The sequence below is a fragment of the Streptomyces sp. NPDC059037 genome, assembly GCF_042740015.1.
GTDB lineage: Bacteria > Actinomycetota > Actinomycetes > Streptomycetales > Streptomycetaceae > Streptomyces.
Genome location: NZ_JBHYIG010000379.1, coordinates 1 through 8060, shown reverse-complemented (window position 1 = coordinate 8060; position 8060 = coordinate 1). Strand labels below are relative to the sequence as shown.

The window sequence follows — 8060 nt, the reverse complement described above, 5'->3', positions numbered from 1 at the left end:
CCCGAAAGGTGCGGGCCCCGGCTTGTGCTGTCACCAGGTCCAGGAAGGCATTTCCGTATGAATCGCTCCGACCGCCCGGCGCGTCCTGCCCGCAGGCGCTCCACGAACGCACGCGGAAAGGCCCCGGTGGCCGGCGGCGGCCAGACAAAGGGCACCGCGAAGAAGTCAGGCCGCCCCAAGGCGAGGCCCGTGCAGGGCGAATTCGCACTGCCCGAGAGCATCACCCCCGCGCTGCCCGCGGTCGAGCAGTTCGCCGACCTGGACATGCCGGAGGCGCTGCTCAAGACGCTGGCCGCGCAGGGCGTGACCGAGCCGTTCCCGATCCAGGCCGCCACGCTCCCCAACTCCCTCGCGGGACGCGACATCCTCGGCCGCGGCCGCACCGGCTCGGGCAAGACCCTCGCCTTCGGCCTCGCGCTGCTCGCCCGCACCGCCGGCCGGCGCGCCGAGCCGCGCTCGCCGCTCGCCCTGGTCCTGGTGCCGACGCGTGAGCTCGCCCAGCAGGTGACGGACGCGCTGACGCCGTACGCGACATCGGTGAACCTGCGGATGTCGACGGTGGTCGGCGGCCTCTCCATCACCAAGCAGGCGGGCACGCTCCGCCGCGGCGCCGAGATCATGGTGGCGACCCCCGGCCGTCTCAAGGACCTCATCGAGCGCGGCGACGCCGACCTCTCGCAGGTCCGTACGACCGTCCTCGACGAGGCCGACCAGATGGCCGACATGGGCTTCATGCCGCAGGTCACCGCGCTCCTGAAGCAGGTCGAGCAGGGCGGCCAGACGATGCTGTTCTCCGCGACGCTCGACAAGAACATCGACCGTCTGGTCCGGATGTTCCTGACGGACCCGGTCGTGCACTCGGTCGACCCGTCCGCGGGCGCGGTGACGACGATGGAGCACCACGTTCTGTACGTCGCCGACGAGACCGACAAGAAGGCGGTCGCGCTGCGTATCGCCGCCCGCGAAGGCCGCGTCATCCTCTTCCTGGACACCAAGCGTGCCGTCGACCGCTTCACCAAGCGGCTGCTCGCCAATGGGGTGCGCGCCTCCGGGCTGCACGGCGGCCGCTCGCAGCCGCAGCGCAACCGGACGCTCGACCAGTTCAAGAACGGACAGGTCACCGCGCTGGTCGCGACGAACGTGGCGGCGCGCGGCATTCACGTCGACGACCTCGACCTGGTCGTGAACGTGGACCCGCCCACCGACCACAAGGACTACCTCCACCGGGGTGGGCGTACCGCCCGCGCGGGTGAGTCCGGCAGTGTCGTCACGCTCGTACTCCCCGACGAGAAGCGGGACATGACGCGGCTCATGTCCGACGCGGACATCCGCCCGAACACGACGCGGGTGTCGTCGTCGGACGAGGAGCTCGCGCGGATCACGGGTGCGAGGGAGCCCTCCGGGGTGCCGGTGGTCATCGAGGTCCCGCAGCAGCAGGCTGCTCCGCAGCGGGGGCGGCGTCGGCCTGCCGGCCAGGGTGGCGGTCAGCGTCGTGCGCGCTCGGGCGGCTCCCAGTCGCCCCGGGGCGAGGGCGGCCAGGGGCAGCCCCGCTCCACCGGTGGCGATGGCGGTCGCCCCCGGCGCGGCGGCGGCCGGGGCGGCCCCTCGCGCCGCAGCGCGGCGTAACCCTTTCCCAGCCGCCTGGTTCACCAGTAGCCCGGCGGCTGGGGCTGTGCCCACCCGTTCCGCCCTGCGGAACGCCTGCCCACAGCAACGGCGGCTGCTGGGGGGGCAGACGAACAGCACCGAGACCGAGGCCCGAAGGAGTGCGTGATGGGTCGTAGCCAGCGAGAGCGCGGGACCGAGCCGAACCTCCAGCCCCGGCTTCAGCTCCCCGTGGTCGACGACCTCCGTGCCGACTGCGGCAGCTGCTTCGGGCTCTGTTGCGTGGCCCTCACCTTTGCCAAGTCCTCGGACTTTCCCGTCAACAAGGCCGCCGGCACCCCCTGTTCCAACCTCCAGCAGGACTTTCGCTGCGGCATCCATCAGGATCTCCGTCAGCGGGGCTACTCCGGCTGCACCGTCTACGACTGCTTCGGCGCGGGCCAGAAGGTCTCCCAGGGCACGTTCGACGGCGTCGACTGGCGGCAGGGCGACAAGGGTGCCGCCCGCGAGATGTTCGACGTGTTCCCCGTGATGCGCCAACTCCACGAACTGCTCTGGTACTTGACCGAGGCACGCGACCTGCCCCAGGCCCGCCCCATCAGGCCGGACATCGAGCGCGCGCTCGCGGAGACCGAGCGCCTCACCCAGGGCACCCCCGCCGAAGTCGCCGCGACGGACGTCGCCACGCACCGCGAGGGCGTCGGCGCCCTTCTCCTGCGCGTCAGTGAACTCGCGCGCGCGGACGTCCGCCGGAAGAAGAAGGACCGCAGGGGGGCCGACCTGTTCGGCGCCAAGCTGAAGGGCGCCGACCTGCGCGGTGTCAGCCTCCGCGGCGCCTACCTCATCGCGGCGGACCTCCGCGGCGCGGACCTCAGGCAAGCCGACCTCATCGGCGCGGACTTCAGGGACGCCGACCTGCGCGGAGCGGACCTCACCGGCAGCATCTTCCTGACCCAGTCGCAGGTGAACGCGGCCAAGGGCGACGCCGAGACCAAGCTGCCGCCGGCGCTGAACCGGCCCTCGCACTGGAAGTAGCGGGCGCGGCCCCTACGCGTCGCACTCCACGACCGTCCGGCACAACCCGCACCGCGCCCGGATCCGCCTCCCCGCAGGCACCCGGATCCGCTGCCGGCACGTGGGACACGGGAACGAGACCCGCAGCACGCCGCCGCTCGCGCCCCCGTCACGGGAGAACGCGTACGAGCCGCCGCGGGGCGCACCGCCCGCGGAGCCATGATCCTGGGCGTACCGCCGGTCCTTCGCGTACCGCCGCCGCCCCGCCCACCCCGCGGCCGTCAGCGGCGGCTCCTGCTCGTCGCGCCGGGCCTGGGCAAGGCCCTTCGTGTACGCCGTGTACGCCTGCGCGCTGGTGAACCACGTCTCCGGCGCCTCACCGAAGGCGATGGCCCGCTTGGCGAGGACGTACCCGAACTCCTCAGGAGTGAGATAGCCGAGCTTCTGCGACGAGGCCCCGTCCTCGCGGTAGGCGTCGAGGAGCAGCCAGCCCGCGCCCAGATAGGTCGTGGCGGTGTCGGTGAGGATTTCGTTGTCGCGGGTGCCGGGGAACTCCAGGTCGAGCCGGTGCAGATAGACGTGCATGACCTCGTGGGCGAGCGCCGCCCCGATGTCCCGGCGGTGGGTGCGGAACCGGTCGTTGAGCTCGATGAAGTACTCGGGCCCCGCGGCGAGTTCGACGTACGCCGCGTGCTCCATCTCGCGGAAGCTGACGATCATGCGGGCGTCGGGGAGGCGCAGATGCCGCACCATTTCGCGGGCGACCCGCTGCACGCCCAGATACAGATCGTCGTCGTCGCAGAAGGCGACGTCGGCGGGGGAGACGCTGGTCTCGAAGGTGTGGACGGTGTCGTACGAAAGGCGCTTGTACAGCGCGGTGATCGCGGAACGCACCGTCTCCAGGTGGGGATAGCCGTGCTGCACCGGCCCGCCGTCCGCCACGCGCACCCCCTGAAGACGCTCCGACTGGTCCCGTCGCGCACCAGTTCGCCTCAACTTCGCCTCAACTCGACTCCACTGTAGGGCGCATCCCCTCATCCGGAACCAGCCCACGCGGAGCCCCCTGGCCGAAAACCGCCCCTTGCTCTATGCGGACACCGATCTCCATAATCCGCAACAACGCTTTGGCGGGCTCATGCCATCCGCGCGCACCCTGCGGGGACGGCAAGGGCCCGTCACGCGTGCAACCCCCCACGAACCCCCCACGAAGGGAAGCCCGTTGAACACCAAGCTGCGTGGAGTGACAAGAGCCGCCGCCCTCGGTGCCATCGCCCTTGCGACCGCCGTCAGCCTTCAGCCCGCCGCCCAGGCGGCCCCGCACCCCGGCCCCAACCCGGGTGAGCGTGTGGTCGGTGGAACCCCGGCCGAGCAGGGTGAATTCCCGTTCATGGTCCGTCTGTCGATGGGCTGTGGCGGCGCGCTGTACGCCCAGGACATCGTGCTGACCGCCGCCCACTGTGTGGACGGCTCCGGCGACAACACCAGCATCACCGCCACCGGTGGCGTCGTGGACCTGGAGAGCCCCGACGCGATCAACGTGAAGTCCACCAAGGTCCTGCAGGCCCCCGGCTACAACGGCAAGGGCAAGGACTGGGCGCTCATCAAGCTCGAGAAGCCGATCGACCAGCCCACCCTGAAGATCGCCAAGGACGACAAGCTCAACAACGGCGACTTCGACATCGCCGGCTGGGGTGCCGACAAGGAGGGCGGCGAGCAGCAGCGTTACCTGCTCAAGGCCAAGGTGCCGTTCGTCAGCGACGACGACTGCAAGGCCGCGTACGGCGACCAGCTCACGCCCGGCGAGGAGCTCTGCGCCGGCCTCCCCGAGGGCGGCACGGACACCTGCCAGGGTGACTCGGGCGGCCCCATGTTCCGCAAGGACGAGGCGGGCGAGTACATCCAGGTGGGCATCGTCAGCTGGGGCGAGGGCTGCGCGCGGCCGAAGTTCCCCGGTGTCTACACCGAGGTCTCGACCTTCGCCGCGGACATAGAGAAGGCGGCGTCGGAGCTCTGAGGCGCTAGCAGGGCACAACGCACCACACCAAGCGCGGGGCCGGACCAGTCGGTGGGTCCGGCCCCGCGTCGTGTGTGTCCCCCCGGCACGCCCCCCCCGCGCCGTTAGTCCAACACCTGTCCCCCCTTTGTCCATGGGCGCACAAGTCCCGCCCGGCGCAAGGTGATCGACACCGAGAACCGTCCCAGGAGGGGTGCCATGGTGTCGTCAGAAACGTCCGGGCCGAGCCGCAGAACCGTCGTCGCCACGGGAGCGCTGGCCGGTGTCGGCGTCGCCGTGGGCCTCGGCGGCACCGCGTTCGCCGGGCCCGCGGCGGGCGAGACCGTCATCCGCTCCAGCACGCTGGAGGTGCGCGTCGCCACCGACTTCCCGCGCATCGTGTCGTACAAGGACCGGGCCACGAACGCGGTCCTGTACGCCCAGTCGGACACCGTCACGACGCTCCTGATCGACGAGAAGGAGCACACCCCGAAGGTCACCCACACCGCCGGTGACGACCGTGTCGCGTACGTCCTCACGCTCACCGGCGGCACCACCGTCGCCGTCGAGATCGCCGTCGAGGGCCGGCAGGTGCACTGGCGGGTGACGGAGATCGCCGACACCGACGCGCTGCGCGTGGGCACCCTCCGCGTCCCCGGCCTCGCCCTGCTCTCCGTACGCAGCGACCAGGCGGGCGCCACGCTGCTCGCCGCCAAGGTCCAGCTGGACAAGGCCGAGAGCGGCGACACCGAGGTCAGGCCGGCGCCGGACGGGGCCGCGGAGGCGGCCACGGGATGCGCGTACGCGGTGGTCGCGCACGACGGGCTCGGCGGCGCCGTCGAGACCAACACCGTCTGGGACAAGCCCACCACCGAGGCCGGGACGACCTGGGAGAACGGCCGCCTCTGGCGGGAGACCGTCAAGCGGGACGGGTACGTGGAGGCCCGGCTCACGCCCGGCCAGTGGACGCACCGCGCGGCGACCGCGCCCGCCGGGGACACCGAGCCCCTTCCGTACGCCACCGTCGTCGTCACCGGCGACCGCAACGGCGACGGCAAGGTCGACTGGCAGGACGCCGCCATCGCCTTCCGCGACATCATGGTGAACCCGCTGGGCGCGGACGAGCAGCACCTGAGGGTCGTCCCGCACATCCCCTTCAACTTCGCCTCGCAGGCGACCAATCCGTTCCTGACGACCCTCGACAACGTCAAACGGATCAGTCTCGCCACGGACGGCCTGCGGCAGTACACGCTACTCAAGGGCTACCAGTCCGAGGGCCACGACTCGGCCCACCCCGACTACGCGGACAACTACAACACCCGCGCGGGCGGCCTGGACGACCTCAACACCCTGGTCCGCGAGGGCAAGAAGTGGAACAGCGACTTCAGCGTGCACGTCAACGCCACCGAGTCGTACCCCGTCGCGAACGCCTTCTCGGACACGCTCGTCGACAAGAGCAACGAGCAGTGGGACTGGCTCGACCAGAGCTACCGCATCGACCAGCGCCGCGACCTGGTCTCCGGCGACATCATCAAGCGCTTCGCCGATCTGCGCGCGCAGACCGACAAGGCTCTGGGCACCCTCTACATCGACGTGTTCCGGGAGTCCGGCTGGACCTCCGACCGGCTCCAGCGGGCCTTCCGCGAGCAGGGCTGGATCGTCACATCGGAGTGGGGCCACGGCTTCGAGCGCTCGTCGGTCTGGTCGCACTGGGCCACCGAGCCCGACTACGGCGGCGACACGTCGCGCGGCATCAACTCCCGCCTGATCCGCTTCATCCGCAACCACCAGAAGGACGTCTTCGCCGACAAGTGGCCCACGCTGCTCGGCATCGCCCGCATGGGCAACTTCGAGGGCTGGGTCGGCAAGACCGACTGGACGTACTTCTACGACCTGATCTGGACCGAATCGCTGCCCGCCAAGTACCTCCAGGCGTATCCCATCAAGTCCTGGAGCGAGCACGAGATCAGCTTCTTCGGCGCCCCGGGGACGGCCGTCTCCGACACCGGCGGCACCCGGCGCATCACGACCGACGGCCGCGTCGTCTACGACGGGGGCAGCTATCTGCTCCCCTGGGAGCCGCGCAAGGCAACGGATCCCGCCAAGTTGTACCACTACAACCTCAAGGGCGGCAGCGGCAGTTGGCGGCTGCCGAAGGGCTGGGCGGGTCTGTCCGAGGTCGCCCTGTACCGGCTCACCGACCAGGGGCGGGTCTTCGTCGCGGACGTCCCGGTGCGCGGGGGCGGTGAGGTGACCCTCGACGCCGAGGCCAAGCAGCCCTACGTCCTCTACCGCTCGCGTGCCGAGGCCGTGCCCGACCCGGAGTGGGGGCAGGGGACGCCGCTGCACGACCCGGGCTTCAACTCCGGCTCCCTGGACGGCTGGAAGGTGTCCGGACCCGCGTCCGTCGAGCTCAGCGACCTCGGCGACCACGAGCTGGTGATCGCATCGGGCGGCGCGGCGGCCGTCGGCCGGCGGCTGAGCCGGCTGAAGGCGGGGACGTACGTCGCGTCCGTGCAGGTGGAGGTGGGCGCGAAGGCGGGTGAGGAGCGCAGGGCGAGCCTGGAGGTGCGCACGGCGGACGGGGTCTCGGCGGCGAACTGGACGCGGACGTCCACGGCGGGGAACTTCGTGGCCGCCGACCGCAAGCACGGGACGCGCTTCCAGCGCATGTTCACGTACTTCACCGTGCCCGATGGCGGTGGGCCGGTGGAATTGACGCTGCGGGCCGATGCGGGGAAGGCGCGGGTGCGGTTCGACAACGTACGGGTCGTCGCGAGCGGCCGTCCGGTGAAGCTGCCCCGCGGTGTCCTCGCCCACGAGGACTTCGAGCATGTCCCGCAGGGGTGGGGGCCCTTCGTGAAGGGCGACGCGGGCGATGTCACCGACCCGCGCACGCACATCGCCCAGCGGCACGCGCCGTACACGCAGCGGGGCTGGAACGGGAAGGCGATCGACGACGTCGTCGACGGCGCGAACTCCCTGAAGTCGCGGGGCGAGAACGCGGGTCTTGTGTACCGGACGGTGCCGCATACGGTGCGGTTCGCTCCCGGCAAGCGCTACCGGGTCTCTTTCCGGTACGAGAACGAGAAGGCGGGGCAGTACGTGTGGGTGACGGGGGTGGACGCGCCGGGCCCGCGTGAGACGGACCGGAAGGAACTCCCGGTGGCCACGGAGCCGACGGCTCTCACGTACGAGTTCACGGCTCCCGCCAAGGGGGAGGCGTGGGTGGGCCTTCGCAAGACGGGCGACGACGGCAAGGCGGAGTTCGTCCTGGACGGCTTCGAGGTGCGGGAGGTGTAGGGCTGGGGGGATTGGGTGAGCCCCGCAGGGCTGACCCCCCCCGTTGCCCAGCGCCCCCCGGGCCCCCCCCCGCGCCCGGGCCCGCCCCCCCACCTCGGTGGCCCCCGCCCGCCGCACCGGCCCGGGGGCGGGCAGCGCGGGGTGG

General features: G+C 71.3%; 5 protein-coding genes. 4 read left to right on the top strand and 1 reads right to left on the bottom strand.

The window, feature by feature from the left end; genetic code table 11:
- Positions 1–57: 57 nt before the first annotated feature.
- Positions 58–1626, top strand: coding sequence for a DEAD/DEAH box helicase (locus tag ACFWY6_RS42360; RefSeq protein ID WP_384702301.1), 1569 nt, complete (start codon positions 58–60; stop codon positions 1624–1626).
- Positions 1627–1773: 147 nt separating this feature from the next.
- The gene (locus ACFWY6_RS42355) at positions 1774–2640 is read left to right on the top strand and encodes a pentapeptide repeat-containing protein (RefSeq protein ID WP_384702298.1); all 867 of its coding nucleotides are present in this window, start codon (positions 1774–1776) and stop codon (positions 2638–2640) included.
- Positions 2641–2652: 12 nt separating this feature from the next.
- Here the strand turns inward: ACFWY6_RS42355 and ACFWY6_RS42350 are convergent, their stop codons facing one another.
- Positions 2653–3561 carry a hypothetical protein gene (locus ACFWY6_RS42350; protein ID WP_384702295.1) on the bottom strand — a complete coding sequence of 303 codons (909 nt, stop codon included), beginning with the start codon at positions 3559–3561 and terminating at the stop codon, positions 2653–2655.
- A gap of 277 nt (positions 3562–3838) precedes the next feature.
- Here ACFWY6_RS42350 and ACFWY6_RS42345 point away from each other — a divergent pair, with 277 nt between their 5' ends.
- Both ACFWY6_RS42345 and ACFWY6_RS42340 read left to right on the top strand, forming a co-directional pair.
- Entirely contained in the window at positions 3839–4633 is a 795-nt protein-coding gene (locus tag ACFWY6_RS42345) for a serine protease (RefSeq protein WP_360763391.1), read from the top strand.
- Positions 4634–4831: 198 nt separating this feature from the next.
- Positions 4832–7915, top strand: coding sequence for an endo-alpha-N-acetylgalactosaminidase family protein (locus ACFWY6_RS42340; RefSeq protein WP_384702292.1), 3084 nt, complete (start codon positions 4832–4834; stop codon positions 7913–7915).
- The last annotated feature ends 145 nt before the right edge of the window (positions 7916–8060 follow it).

Excerpts from the sequence above, each read along its gene's own strand:
- ACFWY6_RS42360 (WP_384702301.1), top strand. The coding sequence starts at position 58 with ATGAATCGCTCCGACCGCCCGGCGCGTCCTGCCCGCAGGCGCTCCACG.
- ACFWY6_RS42355 (WP_384702298.1), top strand. The coding sequence starts at position 1,774 with ATGGGTCGTAGCCAGCGAGAGCGCGGGACCGAGCCGAACCTCCAGCCC.
- ACFWY6_RS42340 (WP_384702292.1), top strand. The coding sequence starts at position 4,832 with ATGGTGTCGTCAGAAACGTCCGGGCCGAGCCGCAGAACCGTCGTCGCC.